The organism is Jeongeupia sp. HS-3 (genome assembly GCF_015140455.1).
Taxonomy (GTDB): domain Bacteria; phylum Pseudomonadota; class Gammaproteobacteria; order Burkholderiales; family Chitinibacteraceae; genus Jeongeupia.
Map to the genome: position 1 here is coordinate 2,335,172 of NZ_AP024094.1, position 26,217 is coordinate 2,361,388.

Annotated in this window: 26 protein-coding genes and 1 tRNA gene; 12 read left to right on the forward strand and 15 right to left on the reverse strand. The window is 62.2% G+C overall.

Going from position 1 to position 26,217, the window contains the following annotated elements; genetic code table 11:
* Positions 1–101: 101 nt before the first annotated feature.
* The 5 genes from JLC71_RS11140 to JLC71_RS11160 all read right to left on the reverse strand — a co-directional run bounded on the left by JLC71_RS11140 (position 102) and on the right by JLC71_RS11160 (position 6,792).
* Complete coding sequence (locus tag JLC71_RS11140; RefSeq protein WP_200915487.1) at positions 102–425, reverse strand: H-NS histone family protein; 324 nt, start codon at positions 423–425, stop codon at positions 102–104.
* A 128-nt stretch (positions 426–553) separates the two neighbouring features.
* On the reverse strand, positions 554–1,921 hold the full coding sequence (locus JLC71_RS11145; protein ID WP_200915488.1) for a TolC family outer membrane protein: 1,368 nt from the start codon (positions 1,919–1,921) through the stop codon (positions 554–556).
* A 14-nt stretch (positions 1,922–1,935) separates the two neighbouring features.
* Positions 1,936–5,025, reverse strand: a complete 3,090-nt coding sequence (locus JLC71_RS11150) for an efflux RND transporter permease subunit (RefSeq protein ID WP_200915489.1) — start codon at positions 5,023–5,025, stop codon at positions 1,936–1,938.
* Positions 5,022–6,140, reverse strand: a complete 1,119-nt coding sequence (locus JLC71_RS11155) for an efflux RND transporter periplasmic adaptor subunit (protein WP_200915490.1) — start codon at positions 6,138–6,140, stop codon at positions 5,022–5,024. Before JLC71_RS11155 ends, JLC71_RS11150 begins: the two co-directional genes overlap by 4 nt.
* On the reverse strand, positions 6,133–6,792 hold the full coding sequence (locus JLC71_RS11160; protein WP_200915491.1) for a TetR/AcrR family transcriptional regulator: 660 nt from the start codon (positions 6,790–6,792) through the stop codon (positions 6,133–6,135). The genes JLC71_RS11155 and JLC71_RS11160 overlap by 8 nt, the downstream gene beginning before the upstream one ends.
* A 150-nt stretch (positions 6,793–6,942) precedes the next feature.
* On the opposite strand from JLC71_RS11160, the gene argB reads away from it, so the two are divergent.
* From argB to JLC71_RS11175, 3 genes are all read left to right on the forward strand, one after another.
* Entirely contained in the window at positions 6,943–7,821 is an 879-nt protein-coding gene (argB, locus tag JLC71_RS11165) for an acetylglutamate kinase (RefSeq protein WP_200915492.1), read from the forward strand.
* A 133-nt stretch (positions 7,822–7,954) separates the two neighbouring features.
* Positions 7,955–8,386, forward strand: coding sequence for a CBS domain-containing protein (locus JLC71_RS11170; protein ID WP_200915493.1), 432 nt, complete (start codon positions 7,955–7,957; stop codon positions 8,384–8,386).
* A 30-nt stretch (positions 8,387–8,416) separates the two neighbouring features.
* Positions 8,417–9,070 carry a pyrimidine 5'-nucleotidase gene (locus JLC71_RS11175; protein ID WP_200915494.1) on the forward strand — a complete coding sequence of 218 codons (654 nt, stop codon included), beginning with the start codon at positions 8,417–8,419 and terminating at the stop codon, positions 9,068–9,070.
* 50 nt (positions 9,071–9,120) lie between these two features.
* On the opposite strand, the gene JLC71_RS11180 is transcribed toward JLC71_RS11175, so the two are convergent.
* The 8 genes from JLC71_RS11180 to JLC71_RS11215 form a co-directional block, all read right to left on the reverse strand.
* On the reverse strand, positions 9,121–10,968 hold the full coding sequence (locus JLC71_RS11180) for a potassium transporter Kup (protein WP_236250872.1): 1,848 nt from the start codon (positions 10,966–10,968) through the stop codon (positions 9,121–9,123).
* Between the two features lie 93 nt (positions 10,969–11,061).
* On the reverse strand, positions 11,062–11,631 hold the full coding sequence (gene ampD / locus JLC71_RS11185) for a 1,6-anhydro-N-acetylmuramyl-L-alanine amidase AmpD (RefSeq protein ID WP_200915496.1): 570 nt from the start codon (positions 11,629–11,631) through the stop codon (positions 11,062–11,064).
* The gene (locus tag JLC71_RS11190) at positions 11,628–12,983 is read right to left on the reverse strand and encodes a sigma-54-dependent transcriptional regulator (protein ID WP_200915497.1); all 1,356 of its coding nucleotides are present in this window, start codon (positions 12,981–12,983) and stop codon (positions 11,628–11,630) included. Before JLC71_RS11190 ends, ampD begins: the two co-directional genes overlap by 4 nt.
* Entirely contained in the window at positions 12,964–14,550 is a 1,587-nt protein-coding gene (locus tag JLC71_RS11195) for a sensor histidine kinase (protein WP_200915498.1), read from the reverse strand. Before JLC71_RS11195 ends, JLC71_RS11190 begins: the two co-directional genes overlap by 20 nt.
* Positions 14,551–14,590: 40 nt before the next feature.
* Positions 14,591–15,088 (reverse strand): RNA pyrophosphohydrolase, encoded by a 498-nt coding sequence (locus JLC71_RS11200; RefSeq protein WP_200915499.1) that lies wholly within the window; start codon positions 15,086–15,088, stop codon positions 14,591–14,593.
* 153 nt (positions 15,089–15,241) lie between these two features.
* Entirely contained in the window at positions 15,242–16,030 is a 789-nt protein-coding gene (locus JLC71_RS11205; protein ID WP_200915500.1) for a fused MFS/spermidine synthase, read from the reverse strand.
* Positions 16,030–16,974, reverse strand: a complete 945-nt coding sequence (gene ttcA / locus JLC71_RS11210; RefSeq protein WP_200915501.1) for a tRNA 2-thiocytidine(32) synthetase TtcA — start codon at positions 16,972–16,974, stop codon at positions 16,030–16,032. The genes JLC71_RS11205 and ttcA overlap by 1 nt, the downstream gene beginning before the upstream one ends.
* Positions 16,975–17,043: 69 nt before the next feature.
* Positions 17,044–17,784, reverse strand: coding sequence for a pteridine reductase (locus tag JLC71_RS11215; RefSeq protein WP_200915502.1), 741 nt, complete (start codon positions 17,782–17,784; stop codon positions 17,044–17,046).
* Positions 17,785–17,870: 86 nt separating this feature from the next.
* Between JLC71_RS11215 and JLC71_RS11220 the strand changes: the two genes are divergently transcribed.
* The 3 genes from JLC71_RS11220 (at position 17,871) to JLC71_RS11230 (ending at position 20,637) form a co-directional block, all read left to right on the forward strand.
* Entirely contained in the window at positions 17,871–19,049 is a 1,179-nt protein-coding gene (locus tag JLC71_RS11220) for a class I SAM-dependent methyltransferase (protein WP_200915503.1), read from the forward strand.
* Between the two features lie 43 nt (positions 19,050–19,092).
* Positions 19,093–19,169: transfer RNA gene (locus JLC71_RS11225), tRNA-Met, on the forward strand.
* A 151-nt stretch (positions 19,170–19,320) separates the two neighbouring features.
* Positions 19,321–20,637, forward strand: coding sequence for a tyrosine-type recombinase/integrase (locus JLC71_RS11230; protein ID WP_200915504.1), 1,317 nt, complete (start codon positions 19,321–19,323; stop codon positions 20,635–20,637).
* A gap of 248 nt (positions 20,638–20,885) precedes the next feature.
* On the opposite strand, the gene JLC71_RS11235 is transcribed toward JLC71_RS11230, so the two are convergent.
* Complete coding sequence (locus tag JLC71_RS11235) at positions 20,886–21,053, reverse strand: hypothetical protein (RefSeq protein WP_200915505.1); 168 nt, start codon at positions 21,051–21,053, stop codon at positions 20,886–20,888.
* 1,223 nt (positions 21,054–22,276) lie between these two features.
* Complete coding sequence (locus JLC71_RS11240; protein WP_200915506.1) at positions 22,277–22,516, reverse strand: hypothetical protein; 240 nt, start codon at positions 22,514–22,516, stop codon at positions 22,277–22,279.
* Here JLC71_RS11240 and JLC71_RS11245 point away from each other — a divergent pair.
* From JLC71_RS11245 to JLC71_RS11270, 6 genes are all read left to right on the forward strand, one after another.
* Positions 22,515–22,706 carry a helix-turn-helix domain-containing protein gene (locus JLC71_RS11245; protein WP_200915507.1) on the forward strand — a complete coding sequence of 64 codons (192 nt, stop codon included), beginning with the start codon at positions 22,515–22,517 and terminating at the stop codon, positions 22,704–22,706. The genes JLC71_RS11240 and JLC71_RS11245 overlap by 2 nt on opposite strands.
* On the forward strand, positions 22,703–23,827 hold the full coding sequence (locus tag JLC71_RS11250) for a DUF927 domain-containing protein (RefSeq protein ID WP_200915508.1): 1,125 nt from the start codon (positions 22,703–22,705) through the stop codon (positions 23,825–23,827). Before JLC71_RS11245 ends, JLC71_RS11250 begins: the two co-directional genes overlap by 4 nt.
* A complete protein-coding gene (locus tag JLC71_RS11255) occupies positions 23,820–24,428 on the forward strand; it encodes a hypothetical protein (RefSeq protein WP_200915509.1) in 609 nt (202 codons plus the stop codon). Before JLC71_RS11250 ends, JLC71_RS11255 begins: the two co-directional genes overlap by 8 nt.
* A gap of 791 nt (positions 24,429–25,219) precedes the next feature.
* Entirely contained in the window at positions 25,220–25,489 is a 270-nt protein-coding gene (locus JLC71_RS11260) for a GlsB/YeaQ/YmgE family stress response membrane protein (RefSeq protein ID WP_236250873.1), read from the forward strand.
* 30 nt (positions 25,490–25,519) lie between these two features.
* Positions 25,520–25,732, forward strand: coding sequence for a hypothetical protein (locus JLC71_RS11265; protein ID WP_200915510.1), 213 nt, complete (start codon positions 25,520–25,522; stop codon positions 25,730–25,732).
* A 118-nt stretch (positions 25,733–25,850) separates the two neighbouring features.
* Positions 25,851–26,213 carry a hypothetical protein gene (locus JLC71_RS11270; protein ID WP_200915511.1) on the forward strand — a complete coding sequence of 121 codons (363 nt, stop codon included), beginning with the start codon at positions 25,851–25,853 and terminating at the stop codon, positions 26,211–26,213.
* Positions 26,214–26,217: the final 4 nt, after the last annotated feature.

Sequence of the window (26,217 nt, forward strand, 5' to 3'; positions counted from 1 at the left end):
TACCGGTTCTGCCGGTCTGGCTCGAACGCGGCAGGCATGAAAAAAGGCAACCCGATGGCTGCCTTTTTTGTATCAATCCTGCATTTGCGCCCAAGGGCGAATCAAACGCGCAGATCGTCGAGCGACTTGCCGGTGGCAATCCAGTCGATTGCCCATTGCGGCTTGCGACCGCGGCCCGACCAGGTTTGGCTCGGATCGTTCGGATTGGCGAACTGCGGCTTGCCAGCAACGGTCACTTTCTTGCCGAGTTTCTTGCCGGCTTCAAGGCCGAGCACTTCGGTCAGCGAAAAGCCCTTGGCGGCGGCCAGGTTCTGGATTTCAACGAGCAGATCGTGCTTATCGGTCACCTTGCGGTTTTCGATTTCTGCGGCGATCTTCTTATGCAGTTCATACAGCTGCGGCAGGCTGAAGCCGGACAGTTCCATCAGTCGCTCCTTAGTTGATGGGTGTAATGACGATGCGTCATATTTCCTGATCAATTATGCACAGCCATTTCAGTCATTACAAGCAAACCGTGAATCCAATTCCGATTATTTCATCAATAAGAATATGCTTATTGAGTTCCTGACAATCCATTCCTCAAGGCCGGATTCGAATCAAGCCAGCGGTTGATATCCTGCAATTGCCCCTCGTTCAGCCCCCCCACCGCCGCCGCCAGCTGCAAGCGGGCGTATAAATACTGGTAACGCGTCACCACCAGATTAAAGCGGGTTTGGTAATAGTTCTGTTCTGCGTTGAGCACATCAACCGTGGTACGCACGCCAACATCACGACCCAATTTGGTCGACTCCAGCGATGAGCGTGCCGAGATTTCGGCCTGCTCCAGCGCCCTGACCTGCGCGGCGCCGCTTTGTACACCAAGGAAGGCCTGTTTGGTTGATTGCGCGGCATCACGCCGCGTGGCTTCCAGCGTCTGCCGCTGCTGATCTTCCAGCGCGATCGCTTCACGGTATTTGGAGCTGCGATTGCCACCGGTATAGAGCGGAATAGATAACTGCAAACCAATCAGCCCGTTGGTGCTGCGATCGGTACCGCCGCTGCGCGACAAGCCATCGCCGTTCCAGTCGGAACCGTAGCTGGCAACCAGGTCCAGCGTCGGCGATGTTTCCAGCCGGTAGCGGTCGATCTGTCGCGTGGCGATATCAAGACCGAGTTTTTGTCCGGCAATGGCCAGACTGCCGCTATCGGCCAGCGTCAGCCACTCGCTCATTGCATTCGGTTGCGGTGGCGATGGCTTCAACGAGGTCGAAATCTTCGCCAGCACCGTCGGATCAAGATTGGTCAATTGGTTGAAGGCGTTGCGCTTCACCTCCAGATCGTTCTGCGCATTGATTTCGGTGGCGATGATCGCGTCATAGCGCGCCTGTGCGTCATTGGTATCGGTGATCGTTGCGGTGCCGACCTCGAATGATTTTTTTGCCTGCGCCAATTGCTGCGCAACCGCGAGTTTCTGCGCGCCGGAAAACCGCACCGCCTCTTCGGCGGCGATCACCTCGAAGTAGGCCTTGGCGACGCGCAGGATCAGATCCTGTTCGGCGGCGCGGAACTGCACCTCGGCCTGATCGGCCTGTTTCTTCAGCTGATCGCTGCCGACAAACGCGTCGGCGCGGTAGATCGGTTGCGCCGCGGTGACCTTGAGCCCGTACTGGCCGCCGTTGGCGTCGTAGTTCGGGTTCAGCAAGGTCGCCTGCCCGGCACGGTAGTCGCTCGCCGCGGCGCCGGCATTGCCCGACAAGTTCACCTGCGGCAGCAGCAGCGCATTGCCCTGATTGGTTTTCTCGCGCCCGGCGGTCAGGCCTGCGCGCGATGCGGCGAACGCCGCGTCGTAGCCGCGCGCGGCGCGCCAGGCGTCCATCAGGTCGGTCGCACCGGCAAACGGCATCGCGCTTGCCAGCACCAGGACTATCCATGATCGTTTCATTGTCGTTCTCATTATTATGCCGCCGCGCTATCGAGCGGTTTGATCCGGAACCAGGCCGCGTACAGCGCCGGCAGGAACAGCAACGTCAGTACCGTCGCGACGAACAGCCCGCCCATGATGGCGATCGCCATCGGCCCCCAGAAGGTATCGCGCGTCAGCGGAATCATCGCCAGGATCGCCGCCGCCGCGGTCAGCATGATGGGGCGGAAACGCCGCACCGCCGACTCGATGATCGCGGTCCACGGCGGATGGCCGTGACGGATGTCCTGTTCGATCTGGTCCATCAGGATCACCGAATTGCGCATGATCATGCCAGAGAGCGCGATCACGCCCAAGGTGGCGACGAAACCGAACGGCGCCCGAAACAACAGCAGCGCGATCGCCACGCCGATCAAGCCCAGCGGCGCGGTCAACAGCACCATGATCATGCGCTGGATGCTTTGCAGCTGGATCATCAGCAGGGTCATCACCACGATCAGCATCAGCGGCATGACCGCCGAGATCGAATCCTCGCCGATCTTCGAGGCTTCGAGCGTGCCGCCGACCTCGATGTGGTAACCCGCCGGTAGCCTGGCCTCGATGTCGGCGATTTTTGGCTGCAAGGCCTTGGCGATATCGGGAGCCTGCGCCCCGGCGACGTCGGCACGCACCGACAAGGTCGCCACGCGGTTGCGGCGCCAGATCAGGCTTTCCTCGGCCTCGAGCACCACATCGCCAAGCTGCGACAGCGGCACGCTGCGGCCCGATGCGAGCTTGACCGGCAGATCGCGGATCGCCGTCAGCGAGGTGCGCTCGTTCGGCACCAGCCGGGCGACGACGTCGATCAGCTCGTTGCCCTCGCGATACTGCGTCGCGGTGACGCCCGAGACCGCCAGCTGCAGATACTGCGCCAGCTGCTGCGTGGAGAGCCCGGCTTCGCGCAACTTGTCCTGATCGGCGCGAATGCGCAGCACCTTGACCTGCTCGCCCCAATCGAAGTGCACCTCACGGGTATGCGGATTGCCGCGCATCGCGCCGGCGACCTGCTCGCCGATGCGCCGCAGCTCGGCCACATCCTCGCCGGAAACGCGGAACTGCAGCGGGTAACCCACCGGCGGGCCGTTTTCCAGTCGCACCACCCGACCGCGCACCTGGGCGAAATCGCTGGCGAACAGCGTGCGTATCCGCTTGAACACGTTTTCGCGCACCTTCTCGCCCTTGGTCATCACCGTCAGCTGGGCGAAGTTGAGGTTGGGCATCTGCTCGTCGAGCGGCAGGTAATAACGCGGCGAGCCGACGCCGACGTAGGTGGTGACGCTTTCGACGTCGGGGTCCTTCATCAAGATCGCTTCGAGCTTCTTCGCTTCCATCTCGGTCGCCTGGTAAGACGCCGCATACGGCAGCCACAGATCGACCATCAGCTCGGGCCGGCTCGACGCCGGGAAGAACTGCTTCGGGATCAGCGTTGCGAACACCACGATCGCAGCGACAAAGGCCAGCGCGGTGGCGGCGATCGTCGTTTTCCGCCAGGTGATGCACCAGGTGACCAGCGCGCGAAAGCGACGATAAAACTTGCCCTGATAGACGTCGTGCTCCTCATGCTTGGCGACTTCGGGCAGCAATTTGTAACCGAGATAGGGCGTGAAAATCACCGCGACGATCCACGACAGCACCAGCGCGATGCCGACGACGGCAAAAATCGAGAAGGTGTATTCGCCGGCGTTCGATTTGGCCAGCCCCACCGGCAGGAAGCCGGCGGCGGTGATCAGCGTGCCGGTCAGCATCGGCATCGCCGTGCTGGTGTAGGCGAAGGTCGCCGCGCGGAAGCGGTCCCAGCCTTGTTCGAGCTTGAGCGCCATCATCTCGACCGCGATGATCGCGTCGTCGACCAGCAGGCCGAGCGCGATCACCAGCGCGCCGAGCGAAATCCGCTGCAGGTCGATCCCGGCGGCGAACATGCCCAGAAAAGTCAGCGCCAGCACCAGCGGGATCGACAGCGCGACGACGATGCCGGTGCGCCAGCCGAGACTGAGGAAGCTCACCGCCAGCACGATCAGCACGGCCTCGCCGAGCGAACTCATAAAGATCTTCACCGCGCCCTTGACCACCGCCGGCTGGTCCGACACCGCGTGGAACTCGACCCCGACCGGCAGGCTGGCGCGCGCCTTGGCGAGCACCGAGTCGATCTGCTCGCCCATGCGCATCACATCGCCGCCGTGGCGCATCGACACACCGAGGCCGATCGCCGGCTGGCCCTGATAGCGCATCTTCAGCGTCGGCGGATCGATGGTCGCGCGGTAGACGTTGGCGATGTCGCCGAGCCGGAAGCGCTTGCCGCCGGCATCGACGACGGTATCGCGAACCCGCGTGACCGCGTCGTAATTGCCGGTCACGCGCACGAACACCCGCTCCTCGCGCCCTTCAACCACGCCGGCCGGGGTCAGCGCGTTGGTCGCCGCCAGCACCTGGTTGATCTGAAACGGCGACACGCCGAGCGCCGCCAGCTTGGCCGCCGAATACTCGACGTAGATTTTCTGGTCCTGCTCGCCGACCAGCGTCACCTTGTTGACGTCCTTGATCCGCAGCAGTTCGGTACGCACGTCCTCGACGTAATTCTTCAGTTCCGGCATCGAAAAGCCGTCGCTGGTGAACGCGTACAGATTGCCGTAGGTCTCGCCGAATTCGTCGTTGAAGAACGGCCCGACCACGCCTTGCGGCAGCGTGCGCTGGATATCGCCGACGCGCTTCCTCACCTGGTACCACGCATCGTCGACCGCCTTGCCGCGGATCGACTCGCGCAGGCTGACGATGATCAGCGTCTCGCCGGCACGCGAATAGCTCTTGGTGTAATCAACCGCGCCTATGCCCTGCAGCGCTTTTTCCAGTGGATCGGTCAGTTGCTTTTCGACCTCGCCGGCCGCTGCGCCGGGCCAGAAACCGCGCACGACCATCGCCTTGAAAGTGAACTCGGGGTCTTCCTTCTGCCCCAGCTTGGTGTACGCGAGCGCACCGGCCAGCGACAACATCACCATCAGGTACAACACGAATGACTGGTGCTTGAGCGCCCACGCCGACAAATTGAAGCGCCCGGCGTGCGTGGCCGGGTCGAAATCCTGCTCGTTCATGCGCCGGACTCCTTCGTCGCCGCGAGACGCGTCACCGGCTGGCCTTCACGCAACAGGTGCACGCCGGCGGTGACGATGATTTCACCGGGCTTGACGCCCGAAACCAGCACCGCGGTATCGGTGATCGTCAGCACCTTGACCGGCAAGGCATGCACGCGGTTGGCCTTCGCATCAAGCCGCCAGACCTGCTGCTTGCCGGTTTCACCGAACAGCGCCGTCAGCGGCAGGCGGATCTGCCCGCTCGGCATCACCGCATCGGGTGCCGCCAGCCGCACGCTGGCGGTCATGCCCAGCCCCAGTTGCGGCACCACCTCGTCGAACACCACCCGCGCCGCATAGGTGCGCGAAGCCGGATCGGCGGCGGCGGAAATCTCGCTGACATGGCCCTTGAACTCGCGGCCCTGCATCGCCCACAGCCGGATCAGCACCTTGTCACCGAGTTTGACCTTGCCGTGCAGGTTTTCCGGCACATCGAGCGCCACTTCGGGGACGCCGTCGCGCGCCAAGGTGACGATCGGCGTGCCGGCGGCAACAACCTGACCCGGCTCGGCGCTGACCTTGGTGATCGCGCCATCGGCATCGGCCAGCAGCGTCGCGTAGGCGGCCTGGTTGTTCGCCAGCTGCCTTTGCGCCTCGGCCTGTTTCAGCGACTCGGTCGCCGCGTCGAAGCTGGCCTTGCGGGTATCGACCTCGGCCTGACTGACGAACTTCTGCGCCAGCAAGGCCTTGCTGCGCTCGTAGTCCATTTTCACCTTGGCCAGTTGCGCCCGCGCCAACGCCGCCTGTGCATCGGCGGCAGTGGCGTTCAGCGCCGCATCCTGCGGATCGATACGCGCGATCACCTGGCCTTTTTTCACCACCGCGCCGATCTCGACACGCCGCTCGATCAGCTTGCCGCCAATGCGGAACCCCAGCGGCGTTTCGACATGGGCACGCACCGTGCCGTTGAGCTCGGCACCGGGCAGCTGCGCGTCGGCACCGGCGGTCATCACGCGCACCGGACGGACTTCCTCCTGCAGCTTGGCGTCGTCCTTGCAGGCGCCCAGCAGCGCCATCAGGGTCAGTACGGCGGCCAGCTTGAGCCGGCGCGGTACGAGGGCAAATCGGTCATGCATGGTCGGAAGCCTCGGAAAGGGATTCGGGGCGCTGCAGCAGGCCGCGCAGCATCAGGTCGAGCAAGGTGTCGAGATAACGGATGGGGTCGAGCTTGTCGAAGCCACAACCTTGCGGCATGTAGCGCCACAGCATCGCCATGATCACCGGCGCCACCAGCACGTGCAGTGCGTAGTCGACGTCGATCGGCGTGAACTCGCCGCTGGCGATGCCGGCTTCGATTTCGCGGCGGAAAATCACCTGACCGCGAACGATGAACTGGTCGTTGTAGAGCTGCACGACCTCGGGGAAATTGCCGGCTTCGGCGATCATCAGCTTGGGCAGCGCCGACAGCCGCGTTTCGCCCATCCCTTGCCACCAGACATGCACGACGCGGCGCAAACGCTCGGATGCGCTGCCCGCAAAGCCGTCGAGCATGGCCTCGGCCTCGTCGAGCGCGGGCAACAGCAGCTCGTTGATCAGCGCCTTGAAGATGTCTTCCTTGCCGGCGAAGTACAGATACGGCGTACCGCGGGTGACGCCGGCGAGCTTGGCGATCTCGTCGATCCGCGTCGCGGCGTAGCCCTTTTCGGCAAAGAGTTCGAGCGCGGCCTCGAGGATTTCACGCGGACGCGCTTCCTTGCGTCGCGACCAGCGCTTGGGGCAGAGGTTCATGTCACAGCAACTAAATGAATATTCATTTAATTATTCTTGCCAACGGCATGCCGGTCAAAACAAGCGGTACACCTTGTTGCACAGATGGCGCGAAACCGCGGGTGCATCTTTGCTAAAATCGCCAGCATTACCGCGCAGTCAGGAGCCGTCATGCCCACGATTTCCCCGCTGGAAAAGGCCGAGATCCTCTCGGAAGCCCTCCCTTACATCCAGGCTTTTTTCGACAAGACCATCGTCATCAAGTACGGCGGCAACGCCATGATCGACGAAGAGCTCAAGGAAGGCTTCGCTTCCGATGTCGTGCTGCTGAAACTGGTGGGCATGAACCCGGTCGTCGTCCACGGCGGCGGCCCGCAGATCAACGACCTGCTTGACCGTATCGGCAAGAAGGGCGAGTTCATCCAGGGCATGCGCGTGACCGATGCCGAGACCATGGACGTGGTCGAGATGGTGCTCGGTGGCCACGTGAACAAGGAAATCGTCTCGCTGATCAACAAGCACGGCGGCAAGGCCGTCGGCCTGACCGGCCAGGACGGCCATTTCATCAAGGCGCACAAGCTGTACCTGAAGGATGAAGCCGGCGCGGAAACCGTCGATATCGGCCAGGTCGGCGAGATCGACAGCATCGACGCGACCATCGTGGCGCATCTGGATGCGGCCGACTTCATTCCGGTGATCGCGCCGATCGGCGTCGGTGCTGGCGGCGAGAGCTACAACATCAACGCCGATCTGGTCGCCGGCAAGCTCGCCGAAACGCTGAAAGCCGAAAAGCTGATCCTGATGACCAATACGCCCGGCGTACTCGACAAGCAGGGCCAGTTGCTGACCGGGCTCACCGCCAAGAAAATCGATGCGCTGTTTGCCGATGGCACGATCTCCGGCGGCATGCTGCCGAAAATCGCCTCGGCACTCGATGCGGCCAAGAAGGGCGTGAATTCGGTGCACATTATCGATGGCCGGGTAAAGCACGCGCTGCTGCTGGAAGTGCTGACGAGCCAGGGCGTCGGCACCATGATTCGCGCCGACTGATGCGTCCATGCCCCGGATAAAAACGGGGCGTGGACGCAACGATACGCTGCCGCAGGCTTGCAAGTGGACGGGCGGTGACTAGATTGGAAGGAACCGCACCCGCCGCGGCTGACTCGACATCCAGGAGCCACCCTTGAAAACCGCCCGCCATATCCTTGCCGAGAAAAAAATTTCCGGCACGCTGTCGATCGAACCCCAAGCCACCGTCTACCAGGCACTGCAATTGCTCGCCGAAATGAACATCGGCGCACTACTGGTGATGGAGGGCGACAGCCTCGTCGGCATGTTTTCCGAACGCGATTACGCCCGCAAGGTCGTGCTGATGGGCAAGACCTCGGCCGCGACGCCGGTGTCCGAAATCATGACCCGCAAGTTGATCTGTGTACCGCCCTCGTCGACCGTCGATGAATGCATGGCACTGATCACCGAAAAACGCATCCGCCATTTGCCGGTGATTGAAAACGACAAGGTGCTCGGCGTACTGTCGATCGGCGATCTGGTGCGCGAAACCATTGCCGACCAGCAGTTCACCATCGACCAACTGGTTTATTACATCCACCGTTGATTTGTCCCGGCGGCAGCCGGGCGCCCCCCCATGCCGCTACCCTGCTCGCCGATCTGGCTGTTCGACCTCGACAACACCCTGCATGACGCCAGCCGCCACGCCTTTCCGACCATAGACACGGCGATGACCGGCTTTATCGCCGACGCGCTGACGCTCACCGAGGCCGATGCATCAAAGCTGCGCGTCGCCTACTGGCATCGTTACGGCGCCACGCTGCTCGGCTTGATTCGCCACCATCCACACGTCGATCCGCGGCAATTCCTTGCGCACAGCCATCCGCTTGATATGCTCACCGATCAGTTGCACCCGATGCCCAGGCTCAAGCGCACGCTGGCCCGGCTGCCCGGACGCAAATACCTGTTCACCAACGGCCCGCAGGATTACGCCGAAACGATGCTGGCCGCGCTGGGCATAGACCGCAGCTTCGACGGTGTGTTCGCGATCGAATCGGCCGGCTACGCCCCCAAGCCGCAGCCGCATGGCTACCACATGCTGTTGCGTCGCTGGCGACTTGATCCACATCGCTGCGTGCTGGTTGAAGACACCGCCGCCAATCTCAAACCGGCACGCCGGCTCGGCATGGCCACGGTGCTGATCCGCAAGGGTAGCCGCCGTTGCGCCTGGGCCGACTGGCAAATACCCGACCTCGCGGCGCTGGCCGAGCGCTGGTCGCGCCAACGCTGAAACGACAACGGCGACCCTCAGGTCGCCGTTTCTTTACTCTGGAACGTCGATCAAAGCTCGACTTGCGTCCCCATCTCAACCACGCGGTTCGGCGGGATCTTGAAGAACTGCGTCGCCCGTGTGGCGTTGCGGTTCATCAGCGAGAAGATCTTGCGACGCCAGAAACTCATCGCCGGGTACTTCGCTTCGACGATGGTTTCGCGCGACAGGAAGAACGAGGTTTGCATCGGGTCAAAACGCAGTTCGGCCTGCAGCGTTTCAACCTGCGCCAGCACCTCCGGCACGCTCTGGTCTTCCTTGAAGCCGTAGGTGGCGATGATCTGGAAGAAGTGCTCGCCGAGCCGGCGCACGACCACGCGTTCGCGCTTGGCCACGAAGGGGATGTCGGCGGTTCTGACCGTCAGGAACACCACCTGGTCATGCAATACCTTGTTGTGCTTGAGGTTGTGCAACAGCGCATGCGGCACCGAATCGGCGCTGGCGGTCATGAATACCGCGACACCTTCGACCCGGGTCGGCGGCGACGCTTCGAGGCTTTCGACAAAGCCCTCAAGCGGCAGCTCGCCGGCAAGCAGGCGCTCGTACAGCAGCTTGCGCCCGCGCTTCCAGGTCATCATCAGCGTGAATGCAGCAAGACCAACCATCAGCGGGAACCAGCCGCCTTCGAAGACTTTCACCGCATTGGCCGAGAACAGCAGCGTATCGACGACCAGCAGCACCAGCAGCGAAGCGATGGCCAGCCATTTGCGCCAACCGCCGAAGATATGCCCCACGACAGCAAAGGCCAGCATCGTGGTGATCAGCATCGTGCAGGTCACCGCAAAGCCGTAGGCCGAAGCCAGACTGCCGGAGGAGCGGAAGCCCAGTACCAGCAGGATCACCGCAACCAGCAAGAACCAGTTGATCCCGGGCATGTAAATCTGGCCCTTCTCGGTTTCCGAGGTATGCAGGATGTCCATACGCGGGCAGAAGCCAAGGTGCACCGCCTGGTTGGTCATCGAATACGCCCCCGAAATCACCGCCTGTGAGGCGATCACCGTGGCAAAGGTCGCCAGCACCACCAGCGGCACCAGACCCCAGCTCGGGGCCAGCAGGAAGAAGGGGTTCTTGATCGTGCTCGGGTCGGAGAGCAGCAAGGCGCCCTGACCAAAATAATTGAGCGTCAGCGCTGGCAGCACAAAGGAGAACCAGGCGCGGCTGATGGCGGGACGGCCGAAATGGCCCATGTCGGCGTAAAGCGCCTCGGCCCCGGTCAGCGCCAGCACGACCGCGCCAAGCAGGAAGAAGGCCTGCCTGGGGTTATCCACAATGAACTGGAAGGCGTAATACGGGTTCAGCGCATGCAATACCGTCGGGTTCAGGAACACATGCCAGGCACCGAGGGCGCCGAGCACCGTGAACCACAGCAGCATCACCGGGCCGAACAGCTTGCCGACCGAGGCGGTGCCGTGGCGTTGCATCGCGAACAGGCCGACCAGCACACCGATGGTGATCGGGATGATGTAGGGCTCGAAGGTGTGCGAGACGATACCGATGCCTTCCAGCGCAGAGAGTACCGAAACGGCCGGGGTAATCATGCTGTCGCCGTAGAACAGCGCCGCGCCGAAAATCCCCAGTGCGGTCAGCACCTTGGCCTTGCGGCTACCCGTTTTCAATTGCCGCAGCGCCAGCGCCAGCAGCGCCAGAATCCCGCCTTCGCCACGGTTGTCGGCGCGCAGGATGATGATCACGTATTTGAGCGAGACAACCAGCATCAACCCCCAGAAAATCATCGACAGCATGCCGAGGACATTTTCCGGGTTGATCGCCAGCGGGATGTGGCCGTTCAGCCCCTCCCGCAAGGTGTAGAGCGGGCTGGTGCCGATATCGCCGTACACCACGCCGAGCGCAGCCAGCATCAGTCCGTTCGTTTTTGACTGCTCATTGCCCTGCGATGTACTGCTCATTGAAACTACCCCTACGAATTGGCCGCCGATTATAGCCCCGGTACGTTATGCGGCAAGCGGCGCGACCTTGAGCTGTGGCAAAGCTGCATGGATTCGAGTCCAGTCGAAATAAGGACCCGGATCGGTTTTACGCAGCGGCGCGATATCACAATGCCCGACGACCTCCTTCACAGGATGGCGCATGCGCAATGCAGCAGCCAGCAGGATCAGCGCGTCGTACTGGATGTTCTCGAAAACGTGCAGATCGCTGCCTTCGAGCTCGACGCCGATCGATACGTCGTTGCAACCGGGACGATCACGCCATGACGACACCCCGGCATGCCAGGCCCGCGCCGTCGTCGGCACGAATTGCAGCACCGTGCCATCGCGGCGGATGAAGAAATGCGCCGACACCCGCAGCCGGGCCAACTCGTCGTAACCGGGCGCGGCCTGCGGATCGATCCGGTTGGTAAACAGCCGCAGCACGTGATCCCCGCCAAACTGACCGGCCGGCAGGCTGATGTTGTGCACCACCAGCAGATTGATCTCGGCGCCGTCGGGGCGTGCGTCGCAATTGGGGCTAGGCACCGCGATCGCCGTGTCGCACCAGCCGGCTTCGTCGATCTGCCAGCTCATGCCTCGACCTTGCCGGCGAGGCCGAGTCTGTCCATCCGGTAGCGCAGGCTGCGGAAGGTCACCCCGAGCAACTTGGCCGCCTGGGTACGGTTGCCGTTGGTTTTTTCTATCGTTTCCAGAATGGCCTGTTTCTCCAGCCGATCCAGATAATCCTGCAGGCCACCGCCATCGGCATCGACGAGTTCGACATCTTCACGGTCAAGCTGCAGATCGTACGGCGTGATCGTCGCGCCATCGGACAGCGCCAGCGCGCGCTCGAGCATGTTCTCCAGCTCGCGCACATTGCCGGGGAAGTGATAGCGCGACAGCGCCGCCAGCGATTCCGCAGCGAACAGCGGTGCATCAACGCCGTTGTTTGCCGCCAGCCGCGCCAGGATGTGCCGGGCCAGCAAGACAATATCGTCGGCCATCTCGCGCAGCGGTGGCATTTTCAGCTCGATCACATTGAGCCGGTAATACAGATCGAGCCGGAAGCGACCCGCCTCGACGCAATCGGCCAGATTCTGGTGGGTGGCCGAGATCAGCCGCACGTCGACGGCTTCCTCGATGGTGCTACCCACTTTGCGTACCTTGCGCTCCTGAATCACCCGCAGCAGCTTGACCTGCATCGCCAGCGGCAGATCGGCGACCTCGTCGAGGAACAGCGTGCCGCCGTTGGCCGCCTGGAAAAATCCGTCCCGGTCGCTATCGGCGCCGGTGAACGCGCCCTTGCGATAGCCGAAGAATTCGCTCTCGACCAGGTTCTCCGGAATCGCGCCGCAGTTCACCGCGATAAACGCCTTGTCGGTACGCGCCGACTGGGCGTGGATCAGCCGCGCCGCACGCTCCTTGCCGCTACCGGATTCGCCGGTGACGTAGACCGGCGCCTGACTCCTGGCGAGTTTGCCCACCAGCTCGTGTACCTGGCGGATCGCGGCGGAATCGCCCAGCAAGGGGCGGTCGCCGTCTTGCGGCAGCGGCTCGGCGTCATCATCGAGCCGCAAGGCGGATTTGACCAGGGTGCGCAACTGATCCAGCGAGACCGGCTTGGCCAGATAATCAAACGCCCCGGCCTTGAGCGCCGCAACGGCGTTGTCGGTACTACCGTAGGCAGTGATCACCGCGATCGGCACATCGAGCCGCGCGCTCTGCACATGGCGCAGCAGATCGAGTCCCTCACCATCGGGCATGCGCATGTCGGTCAGCACAAGGTCGTAGTTACGCGTGTCGAGCAGCCCTCGCGCCGAGGCGACGTTGTTGGCCTTGTCGACATCGAGGCCAAGCTTCACCAGCGTCAGCTCAAGCAGATCGGCGAGATCGGCTTCGTCGTCCACGACGAGGACGCGGCGGTTGTTACGGGGTTTCCTGGCCATCGTTCATTCCGAATACAATCCGAAAGCGCACGCCCGAAGGCGGCGGCAGCTGCACATATTCAAGCCGCGCGGCGTTGGCAGCGCAGATCTCGCGTGCAATATACAGACCCAGCCCGGTGCCCTTGGACTCGGTGGTGAAAAACGGTTCGAACAATTGCGTCAGCGCGTCGCGCGCGACCGGCGGGCCATCGTTGTCGACGTCAAGCTGCCAGTGCCCGTCGAGCAGCATGATGCGCAGGCTCAGACTGCCGGGCGCCTTGCTGCAATAGCGCCAGCCGTTGCGCAGCAGATTCCACAGTACCTGATGCAGATGGCCCGGGTCGAACGGCACGACGGCCTCATCGGGACAATCGCACGCGATGGGCATGGTAATCCGCTCCACCTGACAGAACTCGTCGATAAACGCCGACAGCCAAGGCGCCAGTGCCACCGGGCGCATCTCGATCCGGTCGCGACGGTTCAGCTCAAGCACGTCCTTGACCATCCGCTCCAGCCGGTGGGCGTTGTCGCCGATGATACGGGTCAGCTTCTGCATCAGCGGATCATCACCGGCCTCTTCCCTCAGCAACTGGCCAGCATGGCTGATGGCACCGAGCGGATTGCGGATTTCGTGCGCCAGATTGGCGGTCAGCCGGCCAAGTGCGGCGAGCTTGAGCTGCTGCGCCTCGCGTCGCAGCCTGTCCATGTCTTCAAGGTAAACGAGCACGCTGCCGTCCGGATCGGGACCGAGCGGCACGAAGCGCGGGCGCAGGGTTTTATAGGCACCTTCAAGTTGCAGCAGCGTCGCCGGCTGGCCGGGATCGCGCCGCCACGCGCCCAGCGAGCGCGCCAGCACCGGCAAGGCGTTGAGCGGCTGGCCGGCGATCAGCGGCGCATCGATCAAGCGCTGCGCCTGAGCGTTGAACTGGCGTAATTGATCATGCTGGTCAACGACGATGACGCCATCCGAGACGTCCTGCAGGATGCGCGCATTCAGCTGACCGAGGTTTTCCAGATCGATGCCGCGCTGCTCTGCCAGTGCCTCGCTCTCGCGGGCAAAACCGGCCAATCGGTGCGCCAGCCACGCAAAGGCGAAACAGGCCATGCACAGCAAGGCCGGCACCAAGAAATCGTCGCTACCGCCCTGTCCGGACAGCGATTGCCACATCTGTTCGCCCAGCAGCGCCAGACTGGCAACGGCGGCATGAAACAGCGTCATCCGGCCGCGAGAAATCAGCCCGGCAGCGGCCAGATAAGGCAGCAGCAGAATCCCCAGACCGCTTTTGATCCCGCCCATCAGGTGCATCAGCGCCACCAGAAAGACGATATCGGTCACCGCCTGAATCGACAGCTGAGTCTGAAATGCCGGCTTGCGCCGATAAATACCGAAGGCGAAAAGCACCGACAGCACGACCTCGGCGATCGCCAGCACCACGAAGGCATCGTAGCTGCCGGTATCGGCCTGCGCGAAGCGCGCACGCCAGCCAATGCTGGCGAACAAGCCCAGCGCGGCCAGCAAACGGAAGACGTTGAATAACGCCAGCGAGCGCCAGTGCGCCTCGGACGGAAAAACGCCGCGGCCGCTCATGCGGTCCGCGGCGTTAGCCGGATGTGATTCACGCCCATTGTCAGTGCGAAATCCGGCGAGCCGATTCGGCGCCGATAAAGCGCACCAATTCGGACAAGGCGGCTTCATACACGCCACGCTTGAAATCGATCACGGCCTCCAGCGGCGACCAGTAGTCGCTCCAGCGCCAGGCATCGAACTCCGGATGCGTGGTGCGACGCAGGCACACATCGGTATCGCGGCCCACCAGCCGCAGCAGGAACCAGATCTGCTTCTGGCCCTTGTAGGTTCCACGCCATTCGCGTCGAACCCAGTGGGTCGGCACATCGTACTTCAACCAGTCACGGGTACGGCCGAGGATCTGCACATGCTCGGGGGCGAGCCCCGTTTCCTCCATCAGTTCGCGGAACATGGCCTCTTCCGGGGATTCACCCTGCTTGATGCCGCCCTGCGGGAACTGCCAGGAATGCTCGCGCACGCGCTTGCCCCAGAACACCTCGTTTTGACGGTTGATGATGATGATGCCGACGTTCGGGCGATAGCCGTCACGGTCGAGCATAGTCTTACCTTTTAAACTTCTGTTAGCACCGATTTTTCCACATCCGGCGTTCCTTGGGAACGCCCTCGTCGCCACGGGCCGTCGTCCGGCAAGCAAACTTTGCGCCCGGCCGATACCGGCAATGCAAAGCCTGCGGCGAACGCGGCCGTGTGCTCAGACGAAAAGCTTGCGGTCGTTATGCGGATTGAGGCGCGCCAGATCGGCGACAAACTCGGAGAACTCCAGCCCGTAGGCCGCTTCAAGCTCGGTGGCGCGCTGCGACAGCGCCGCCCAGCGCGGCTCGCCCTGGCCCTTCTTGAACGCAAACGCAATCACATTGCCCTTCTGCCGGGCCGGCAGCAGCAGCAGATGGCCGTCGAATACGCCGGAGAGCCGCTCGCAATACTGCTGGAAACGCTTGTCCGAACCCCACAGATTGACCGCGAGCACGCCGTCGTCGCTCAACTTGTCGCGACAAGCGGCAAAGAACTCGGTCGTTGCCAAGGGCGGCGCGATGCCGGTGGCCGAATACGCATCCATGACGATGAAATCGCTGCTGTCGTCGTCCATGCCGACGAGGTGGGCGGCGCCGTCGCCGGCAATCACCTCAAGCCGCTCGTCATCCATCGGCAGCGAAAACATCGACCGCGCCACATTGATCACCTGCGCATGCAGTTCGACACAGGTGATCCGCGTCTCGGGCAGCTTGGCGTAGGCCCATTTCGCCACCGAACCGCCGCCGAGGCCGATCAACAGCATCCGCTTGGGTGACGGTACGAACAGCAGCGCAGCGAACACGCAGCGCGAATACGCCAGCACCAGTTCGATCGGGTCGGAGATGCGCATCGCGCTCTGGGTGTCGTCATGACCGAAATGCAGTTTGCGGATCCCGAACTCTTCGGAGATATCCACCAGCAGCTCATCATCGGGCCGGCTGGAAAAACGCTTGGAACGGAACAGCATCAGTCGCCCCCGCAACCGCCAATGTCGGCCGGTTTGTTGGCGAGGATATTGATCGTGTTCGGCTCGCTGAAGGTATCGCGGTCGAAAGCCTTGTCGCCGTCGGCACGCGCAATGCCGTCGGCCTTGGCGCCGACGAAGTTGTACAGCTTGGGGTCGGCCAGATGGCTGGGCACCACATTGCGCAAGGCGCGGAACATGCTCTCGATCCGCCCCGGAAAACGCTTGTCCCAATCGGCAATCATCTCGCCGACCACGCCGCGTTGCAGGTTCGGCTGGCTGCCGCAGAGATTGCACGGAATGATCGGAAAGCCCCTGGCCTGCGAATACTTGACGATGTCCTTCTCGCGGCAATACGCCAGCGGCCGGATCACCACGTGCTTGCCATCATCCGATACCAGCTTGGGCGGCATCGCCTTGAGCTTGCCGCCGTAGAACATGTTCAGGAACAGCGTTTCGAGGATGTCCTCACGATGATGGCCCAGTGCGATCTTGGTCGCCCCCAGCTCGTCGGCCACGCGGTAGAGGATGCCGCGACGCAGGCGCGAACACAGGCTACAGGTGGTCTTGCCCTCGGGCACCAGCTTCTTGACGATGCTGTAGGTGTCTTCCTCGATGATGCGGTAGTCGACACCGATGCTTTGCAGATAGTCGGGCAGCACGTGCTCGGGGAAGCCCGGCTGCTTCTGGTCGAGGTTGACCGCGACAATCGAAAAATCGATCGGTGCCGATTTCTGCAGCCCCAGCAGGATGTCGAGCATGGTGTAGCTGTCCTTGCCGCCGGACAGGCACACCATGATCTTGTCGCCGGGTTCGATCATGTTGAAATCGTTGATCGCGTCACCAGCGGCGTGACGCAACCACTTGGTCAGCTTGTTGAGATTGAGCTGGGCTTTCTTGTCGGTATCGGCCACGGCGCCGGTTTCATTTGCGGTGTGCTGGGTCATGGATGAATGCCGACGGGGCGCGCTGCGCCCCGTCGTAGATGATTGAATTGGCGACGATTTTACCGCAATTCACAACACCACGCTGCGCCCGCCATCGACCGGCAGAATCACCCCGGTCAGGTAGCTCGCATCAAGCAAAAAAGCGATCGCCTGCGCCAGATCATCGGGCGTGCCGGCGCGTGCCAGCGGAATCGTCGCCAGAATGCGCTCGCGCTCGGCGGCGTCGAACACCTCGATACCGTCGGGCCACAGATTCGCCCCCGGCGCGACCGCATTGACGCGCACCCTGGGCGCCAGCTCGCGCGCCAGACCGCGCGTCATGGCCACCAGCCCGGCCTTCGCGACCGTGTACAGCATCAGCCCCGGATACGGCCGATCGGCATGGATATCGGCAATGCTGATAATGCAACCGCCGGTTTCAGCCAGTGCTGGCACGGCGGCTTGCGCCAGAAACAACGGCGCTTTCAGGTTCGAGCCCAGCAGATCGGCCCAGGCCGCCTCGGTGAATTCGCCGACCGGCGTCGGGTAAAACGACGAGGCGTTGTTGATCAGCGCATCCAGCCGGCCAAACGCCGTGAGCGCCGCATCGACGAGCTCGGGCAAACGGGCGCAATCGAGCAGATCGAGCTGCACCACGACGGCCGAAGCGGCACGCCGCGCGTTCAGTTCACCCGCCAGCACCGCCGCGGCCTCAGCGCTGCTGCGATGGTGGATCACCACCCGCCAGCCTTGCGCGTGCAAATAGCGCACCAGCCCGGCGCCAACGCGCCTGGCCGCACCGGTCACCAGGACCACCTTGTCGTGACTCATCGCCTCCCCTTCGCATGTGCGGCACATGCAGCCTTGCCGCAACCAATTACAATGATCGTTTGTCCTGCCGGAATTCTGCTGTCGTCATGAATACACCGCAACTGCCCGCGCCCGGCGCGGACGCCGCCGCCGCCAGCGCGGCCCTGGTCGAGCGCATCCGCAACGCCATCGTCGATGCCGGCGGCTGGCTACCGTTTGCCGATTACATGCGCCTGGCGCTGTACAGCCCGGGTCTCGGTTACTACTCGGGCGGCGCAACCAAGTTCGGTGCCGACGGTGATTTTGTCACGTCACCCGAACTCTCGCCGCTGTTCGGCGCCTGTGTCGCCGAAACCGCCGCCGTGGCACTCGCCGCGCTTGACGCCCAAGGCACACCGGGTGACGTACTCGAATTCGGCGCCGGCACCGGCAAACTCGCCGTGCAAATCCTGCTTGAGCTCGAACACCTCGAACGATTGCCGACGCGGTATTGCATCGTTGATCTCTCGGGTGAACTACGTGAGCGCCAGCGCACCACCATCGCGGCTAGCGCACCACACCTGCTTGATCGGGTGACCTGGCTGGATGTGCTGCCCGAGTCCTTCAGCGGTTTCATCATCGGCAATGAAGTCCTCGACGCCATGCCCTGCGCGCTCGTGCATCACGATGATGCTGGCACACTGTTTGAGCGCGGCGTGATCTGGCAGGGCCACGGCTTCGGCTGGCAGGACCGGCCGCTCACCGCTGGCCCGCTGCATACACTCGCCAGCGCACTTGATCTACCCGTGGGCTATACCACCGAAATCCAGCCGGAGATGCACGCGTTCATCGGCAGCAGCGCCGCCATGCTCAGCGCCGGTGCGGTGCTGTGGCTCGACTACGGCTTTGCCCACGCCGAGTATTATCACCCCGAGCGCCACATGGGCACGCTGATCGGCCACTATCGCCACCACACGGTGCACGACCCGTTCTTCTGGCCGGGCCTGACCGATCTGACCTGCCACGTCGATTTCTCCGCCGTCTACCGTGCCGCCGACGCCGCCGGCCTCGCACTGGAAGGCTATGCCCCGCAGGCGCAATACCTGCTCGACGCCGGCCTGCTGGCTAAACTGGCCGCGCTCGGCACCGATCACCCGGCTTATCTGGCCCAGGTCGCCGCAGTACAAAAGCTTACCAGCCCGGCCGAAATGGGCGATCTTTTCAAGGCCATTGCCTTCAGCAAGGCTCTCGAACTAACCGCCCTGCTGCCCGGTTTTGGCGGCCGGGATGATTCACACAAGCTGTAATGCTTGACAGCAAAGCAGATTCCCGACAATATGCCGTCCTCTTGGCTATGTAGCTCAGTCGGTTAGAGCACAGCACTCATAATGCTGGGGTCGCAGGTTCGAGTCCCGCCATAGCCACCAGTCAACCTTCCTAGGGCTTCCTAGGAAGTACATCAAACCCCCGAAAAGCCTAGCTTCCGGGGGTTTTTTGTTCCCAGCGCGTCCAGCCCGCGCCATTGGCAGCCAGAAGTTTTAGGTATACGCTTAGGTATACGATTTCTGGCGTATACCAATGGCCCGCACCACCAAGCCCCTGACCGATACCGATTGCCGCAACGCCAAGCCGCGAGAGAAAGATTTTTCGCTGTTCGATGGCGGTGGCCTGTTCCTGCTGGTGAAGGCCACGGGCAGCAAGTCATGGCGCTTCAAGTTCACCAAGCCCAGCGGCAAGCCGGGCCTGACCGCTTTCGGCGACTACCCGGCACTCTCGCTGTCCGACGCACGCGCCAAGCGTGACGAAGCCCGTGCGCAGCTCGCCAGCGGGATAGACCCCATCCTGCACAAGCAGCAAGCCAAGCTGGCCGCCGCCGAGGCTGCCGAAAACAGTTTTGAAGCCGTCGCCCGCGAATGGCACGCCAAGGTGCTACGCGCCGGCAAGTGGGGCGAGCATCACGCGGCCCGCGTACTGCGCAGACTGGAAACCAATCTGTTCCCCACGCTGGGCCGCTACCCGATCGACACGCTGAAAACGGCAACCCTGCTGCACCCGCTGCGCGCCATCGAGGCAAAGGGAACGTTAAGCCTGGCTGAGGATGTGACCCAGTACGTCGCCGCGATCATGCGCCACGCGGTACAGACTGGCCGCATCAGCCACAACCCCGGCCAAGACCTGCGCGGCGCGATCGCCACGCCCAAGACAACCCACCGCCCCGCCTTGCCACTGGAACGCCTGCCGGAGCTGCTGCGACGTATTGAATCGAGCGCCGGCCCGATCATGTCGCGCCACGCCGCACGCTTCGCCATGCTGACGGCGGCGCGTGAATCCGAATTCATGTTTGCCCGCTGGGGCGAGTTTGATTTGACGCGCGGCATCTGGACAATCCCACCCGAACGTGACGAGATTGAAGGCGTCGCCTACTCCGGGCGCGGCGAGAAAATGCGCCGTGAACGCCTCGTCTACCTGACCCGGCAAACGCTGGCGCTGCTGCACGACGTGCGGGCGCTATCGAGCAAGGAAGAGTTTGTCTTCGCTGGGCGCATTCATGGCAAGCCCATCAGCAGCGGCACCGTGAACCGGCTACTGCGCACCATCGGTTACGACACCAAGGCCGATATTTGCCTGCATGGATTCCGAACGATGGTCATCAGCAGCTTGAACGAATCGGGCCTATGGAGCCGCGACGCCATTGAGCGCCACGTCGGCCACGACGATCAGGACAAGGTGCGGGCCGCCTACATGCACAAGGCCCAGTACCTCGAAGAGCGGCAACGGATGCTGCAATGGTGGGCGGACTATCTCGACGCCAACGGCGGCGAGTACATCGCGCCTCACGATTTCGCCGAGCACGGCGGCAACGTCGTACCACTGCACAAGGGCAAGGCCGCCTGATCGGTCGGCAAGATGACACCCGTGACACCTCTACGGGATATAGGCGTATCTAAAAATAAAGTAAGACCATGCCAGCACGGAAACAGACTCGCGGCGACCCGGCGGATTTAATACCAGTTCGGATTTTTCGCACTTTTGCCGCCATCGCCCCCGGCATTTTTGTGGTGTCAGAAGTGTCAGAGGTGTCAGAACGTTGATTTACAAGGGTTTTTATCTGACACCGAATGTGTCATCTGGTGTCAGAGGTGTCAGAACGCAGTGATGCCGTTACCGCGCAAACCCGCGCGAATGCTTGACTCTTGGTTTTGCCGCTTGGCGGTCGCCCCCGCAAGGCAGCAAAAATCGGCCGCGAATGGCCTTTCCCCTGCCCGCCCGAGCAGCGCGATTTTCGACGAAGCTTTAATACCAATTTGCATCTCGGCGTTCTCCCGCCGGCTCCAGCGGCTGAAACTCTTGCCATTGCATCTCGGCGTCCCACCGCCGGCTCCAGCGGCCGAAACTCTTGGCATTCCATCTGGCCGTCCCACCGCCAGCTCCAGCGCCTGAAACTCTTGGCATTGCATCTGGCCGTCCCACCGCCGGCTCCAGCGGCCGAAACTCTTGGCATTCCATCTGGCCGTCCCACCGCCAGCTCCAGCGCCTGAAACTCTTGGCATTGCATCTGGCCGTCCCACCGCCGGCTCCAGCGGCCGAAACTCTTGGCATTCCATCTGGCCGTCCCACCGCCAGCTCCAGCGCCTGAAACTCTTGGCATTGCATCTGGCCGTCCCACCGCCGGCTCCAGCGCCTGAAACTCTTGGCATTGCATCTGGCCGTCCCACCGCCAGCTCCAGCGCCTGAAACTCTTGGCATTGCATCTGGCAGCCCGCCGCCAGCTCCAGCGGCCGAAACTCTTGGCATTGCATCCCAGCGTCCCACCGCCGGCTCCAGCGCTCGAAACTCTTGGCATTGCATCTGGCCGTCCCACCGCCGGCTCCAGCGCCCGAAACTCTTGGCATTGCATCCCAGCGTCCCACCGCCGGCTCCAGCGGCCGAAACTCTTGGCATTCCACTCGCTGGCCTTCTGCGGCTTGATCTGGATTGCATGTTGGCTTGAAATCTTTTAGTCTCCGTTCATCAGCCTGTGTAGCTGCGTCCAAACAACCCCGGTGCTTTTGCACGCGGGGTTGTTTGTTGTCTACGCTACCCTAGCCAATCTTTGGCAGTGCCATCGGCTCAACGTGGCTTTGCGGGGATTGCAAATTGACGTGTTATCTTTTAGCCTCCGCTCATCAGCCTGTGTAGCTGCGTCCAAACAACCCCGGTGCTTTCGCATGCGGGGTTGTTTGTTGTCTACGCTACCCTAGCCAATCTTTGGCAGTGCCCATCGGCTCAACGTGGCTTTGCGGGGATTGCAAATTGACGTGTTATCTTTTAGCCTCCGTTCTGCACAGTGAGTTACTGCGCCAAAACAAACCCGGAGCTTAGGCAGCCGGGTTTTTTGTTGTCTGCGCTAAGCCTAGCCAATCTTTAGCAGTGCCCATCGGCTCAACGTGGCTTTGCGGGGATTGCAAATTGGCGTGAAAACTTTCATCATCCGTCCTGCACAGTGAGAAATTGCGTCAAGACGCCCCCTGCGCGAAAGCCTTACCAACCATTCTTAACGAATGGGCGTTACCGGGAAATGCGCCGCTAAACCCGTGTGTCCACCCGAGTAAGGGCGTTTTTGTTCGCCCTGAAGATTTGAAGCCCCCATGAAGTAACCGAACCCAGCCCGCCGCAAGCGGGCTTTTTTGTTTTCTACTGTCACCAAACCGCCGGCCCGCATTTGCGCGCCGGCTTTTTTGCGTCCAAACCCGCCCTTGTGGCGGGTTTTTTCGTTTGGAGAAGCCTTAACCATGCAACCCGATTTATTCACCCCCACCGCCGCCGCCGATGCGATCGGCGTCACCACGTCCACCCTTGCGACCTGGCGTTGCCGTGGCAGCGGCCCGGCGTATATCAAGCGCAACGGCAAAGTGTTCTACCGTCGCGCCGACGTGGCGGCGTTCATCGCCAGCCGCACCACTGAACACGGGGGCGCGCAATGACCATTACCACCATCGCCCCCGGCGCATCACCCAGTCGTTACGAGAAATCGTGGCAAACCACCGCCACCGGGGCGGAAGCCCAGCTCGAAGCGCATAACGATCTGCCGCTGATTCTGGATGAGATCGGCCGCGCCAAGGCATCTGACGTGGCGGCCGTGGTGTACATGCTCAGTCAGGGCCAAGGCAAAAGCCGGGGGCGGGCTGATGGCGGTTTGCGGGCGATGACGCGCTGGCGCTGCTTTGTGCTCTCGAACGGCGAGCACTCGGTCGCCGATTACCTGAAAATGCACGGCGTCCCGGTCAACGCCGGCCAGTTGGCCCGGCTGCTGCATGTGAGTGCCGAACGCCGCCACGGTGCCTTTGATGAACTGCACAGCTTTGCCGATCATCCGGCGCTGTGTGAGGCCATTGCCAAGACCGCCGACCAGCAACACGGCGTCGTCGGTCTGGCCTGGCTGGAAACGCTCGCCAGCGTGAATGCGGACGATCTGCGCCGGCAACTGGAAAAAGCCCTCACCGCCTTCGCTGCTGCCTTCGTGCCTGCCGGCGCATCGGGCCAAGCGCGCCATGCCGCCAACTACTTCGGCTTGGTCGCGTTCGCGGGCGAAACCGCAAGCGCTGCGGGGCTGACTGGCTGGCCGGCACAAATGGCATGGCAAGCCATGGGCGCGCTGTACGTTGATTGGCTCAAGCATCGCGGCGGATCGGGCAACGAAGAGGATCGGCAAATCCTGCGGCAAGTGCGGCTGTTCTTCGAGCAGCACGGCGAGGCGCGGTTTACCCGCTGGGATCGAGAGGATGCGGTGATCGATGAGCACGGCCCCAAGACGCTCGCTCGCTGCGGCTTCCGCAAGACGGAAATCATTTGCAGCGATGGCACGGCCAGTGGCAGCCAGCGCAGCGAAACCACCTATTACGTGCTGCCGAATTCATGGGCAACCGAGATCCTCAAGGGGGTGGATTTGAAGCGTGCGAATCGCCTCTTGCTCGATCTGGGCGCGCTGCTGCCGGGCAAGGATGGCAAGGCATCACGCACGCAAGGCATACCCGGCATGGGGTCGCCACGGGTCTATGTTGTGACGCCTGCGCTGTGGCAACTCGGGGGCGATGATGATGCCTGATAACGCTGGTTTTCTCAATTGGATCAACGACCTAAGCCCGGTTCTGCCCGGCGTGACGGAGGGTGATTTTCTGACACCTCTGACACCTGATGACACGGTACGTGTCAGAGGAAAAACCCTTATAGATCAAGGCCCTGACACCTCTGACACTTCTGACACCACAAAAACGCCTACCCCCGAGGAAAACGCGCTACGGGCCAGCCCGCAAGAGCCCCTTCGCGCTGCTGATTTGACGGCTGTCGAGTGGTCGTTGTGGCGAGAGATCGCCGGGCAGGTCGCCGACCATTACGAGTGCACCGGGTCGGAACGATCGTTCATCCTGCGGCAACTGTCCGAGCAAGGTTCGGGCTTCATGGATGCGCTACTGCACCTGGCCCGCACCCATGCCCTACCCGTGACCGATCGTTTCGACTTCTGGCAATTGGCTTACCCCGGTCATTACATCCTGCGCATCGAAACGCCAACGCACGCCGGCTTCGCTGCCATCCCTGCCGGCCGGGCTGGGGCCAAGTTGTACCACGGGGCAACGGCAACGATATGGCAAGGGGTAGGGGGGCTGAAAGTCTGGCGACCCCAACACCGAGACCGTGTGCCTAGGTGAACATTTATGGAACCCCAAAATTAGTAGGGGGGGGTCTAAACAGGGGGTATGGTGCGCCGATCGATGGGGGTGGATAACGTTTCAGTTATCCGCCCCCTTGATCGTTTCGCCCTGTCGGTGAGGTGGGGCGGCATTCGCCTGCCAGCATGGCGTCGGGGGAAACCATCGTGGCCGCACGTGGGCGAAACCGGGCGATGGGCAGCGGGTCCTTCCTGGGGTTCTAGTGTGCGGGTAATTCGGACCCCGTTACCGCGCCAGCTACGCCCCATTGGGGTTAGTGAACTGGTGCACCGGTGAACCGTTCACCTGATAGCCGTAGACAATCAAAAACGCTTTTCCAGTGGGTGCCACCGATACCGGCGGCGTGGCGGCCGGTTTTGTAGTCGGGCCGGCAAAAACCGGGGGCAACTACATCTATCTACATTTTTCAAATCGCCCCTGTCCCGTAGCGGTGTCGGGCGTGTCATCTGGTGGGCTGCCCCACGCTGCAAAATCCACCGCCAAAGGGGGGCAGCGAAGAGTTTTAGGTATACGTTTAGGGATACGATTTCATTTTCACAGCAACGATATCAAGCAAATATGCGGCATACAGCGATATTTCCGAGTCCCGCCATACCACCAGTTGTAAAGTTAAAAGCCGTCAGCATTCACTGACGGCTTTTTCTTTGTCCGCTCGCTGCTCGCGCGCCGCCTGGAGTACTTTTCTCCCCTGTTCACGTTGCTTTTTATTTGGTTACCACCTAACCCCGGTCTACCCTGAAAGCACCACAAGCAACTACAGGGAAAAAATCATGCTGGGCTGGATCATTGCAATCATCGTCGGCGCGCTCATCGGCTGGTTGGCCAGCAAGGTCATGGGAACCGATTCGCAACAGGGCGCAATTGCCAACATCGCCGTCGGTATCATCGGCTCGGCACTTGGTCGCTGGGTGTTCGGCGACTTGCTCGGAATTGGATCGGCTCAGGCGGCCGGTGGCTTTTCGCTCGCGGGGCTGGCATTCGGAATCATCGGCGCGGTCGTGCTGATCTGGATACTCAAGCTGGTTGGCGTATTCAAGTAATCCCGGCCAGGCATCCAGACGGAGCCAGCGATGAGCGATGTGCGGTCTTTCCCCGAGCATCAGCCACGCCACCGACTCAAGGTTCAGGTCACGATCGAGCTTGAACTGACCTCGTCGCAGGATGCGGCTTCGCTCGAAGACGACCTGACCGATCTGGACTACACGCTCGGCTTCATCGACGCGCATTACACCGACGACGAATCGGTGTTCACCTGCAAGGTCCGGGTCGTCGAGCACCGTTAGTGCCGGATCAACGGCTGTCGGCTGGCCGCCGTTTTCACCCGAAAACGGCGGCTACCTGCTTTGAGATCAAGCACTTGCTTGATACCATAGCCGGCTTATCACCTCGTCGGTCACCCCCATGCGCTTCGCTGCCTTGCTGCTTGTCGCCGTCGCCGGTTCGGCCTTTGCCCAGCGCATGCTGCCCCCGGCAGGCCAGCTTGGCGAACTGGACGCCTACAGCCCGATGCGCAGCGTCAAAATTGATGGCGAGGTGTATCACGCCGCCCCCGGTCTGCGCATCTACAACGCGACGGGTGCGCTACTGACTCCCCAACAGGTATTGCAAGCGCCAAAATCGGCCAAGATCTGGTATCAGATCGAGCGCAATACCGGTTTCGCCTGGCGAATCTGGTTCCTCGGCGACGAGGAATACGCCAATCTCAAGCAGCGTTTCGCGAAGCCCGCCTTCGTGACCGCTTCGGAACCGCAGTTACTCCAATAAGTTG